1 protein-coding gene is annotated in these 1,025 nt (G+C 75.7%); it reads right to left on the bottom strand.

Annotated elements, in window-relative coordinates; genetic code table 11:
* Nucleotides 1–154: 154 nt before the first annotated feature.
* A complete protein-coding gene (locus tag AB0G02_RS42170; RefSeq protein ID WP_360806785.1) occupies nucleotides 155–964 on the bottom strand; it encodes a heterodisulfide reductase-related iron-sulfur binding cluster in 810 nt (269 codons plus the stop codon).
* Between the last annotated feature and the right edge of the window lie 61 nt (nucleotides 965–1,025).

Below are 1,025 nucleotides of genomic sequence, written 5' to 3' on the forward strand. Positions count from 1 at the left end.
GCCCGGGGTGCTGCCGGGGGCGGTGCCCGGCGGACACCCCGACTACGGGCCCTGCAACCCCGTGGACCCCCCCGGTGCACGGGTCGCCGTGACCGCCGCCGCGCCCGCGGCGGCGAGCCACGCGCGCGGCCCGCCCCGGACGTCGGCCGGTCCCTCAGATCCCCAACCGCCGCCGCACCAGCGTGGCGGTGTGCACGGGGTCCACATCGGACCCGTGCCGGACCTGCGTGCGGCAGCTGAAGCCGTCCGCCACGGTCACCGCGTCGCCCGCCGACCGCACGGCCGGGAACAGGGTCTGCTCGCCCACCGCCATCGACACCTCGTAGTGCCCGCGCTCGAAGCCGAAGTTGCCCGCCAGCCCGCAGCACCCCTCCAGCACCGACGGGCTCACCCCGGTCTTGGCCAGCAGCTCTCGGTCGGCGTCGAAGCCCAGCTCGGCGTACTGGTGGCAGTGCGGCTGCACGACCGCCCGACCGTCGCCCTCCACCGGCTCCAGCAGCGGCGACACGTGCTCGGCGAACGTGCGGACCGACTCGGCCAGCCGCACCACGTCCGGGTCGTCGCCCGCGACCTCCAGCGCGTCGGAGCGCAGGAACGCCGTGCAGCTCGGCTCCAACCCCACCACCGGCACGCCGTCCCGCGTCCACGGCCGCAGCGCGCGCGCCGTCCGCCTGATCACCCCCCGGGCCACGCCGAGCTGACCGGTGGAGAACCACGTGAGCCCGCAGCACACCGCCGACCTCGGCACCTCGACGCCCTGCCCGACGTGACCGAGCACGGCCGCCGCGTCGACGCCGATGCCCGGCTCGAAGTGGTTGGTGAACGTGTCCGGGAACAGCAGCACCCGCTCGCCGCCGCCGGCCGCGGCCCGGAACGTCGACTGGAACGAGCGCACCGGCGTCGGCAGCGGCCGTTCCGGGGTGACACCGCCGAACCGCGCGAACCGCGCGCCGACCCGGTTCACCAACCCCAGCCAAGATGAACCTGTTCAACATCGGCGTCGAGGGCCAGTACCGGGTCGCGGC

Origin of the sequence: Actinosynnema sp. NPDC023658 (assembly GCF_040639995.1) — a bacterium.
Lineage (GTDB): Bacteria > Actinomycetota > Actinomycetes > Mycobacteriales > Pseudonocardiaceae > Actinosynnema.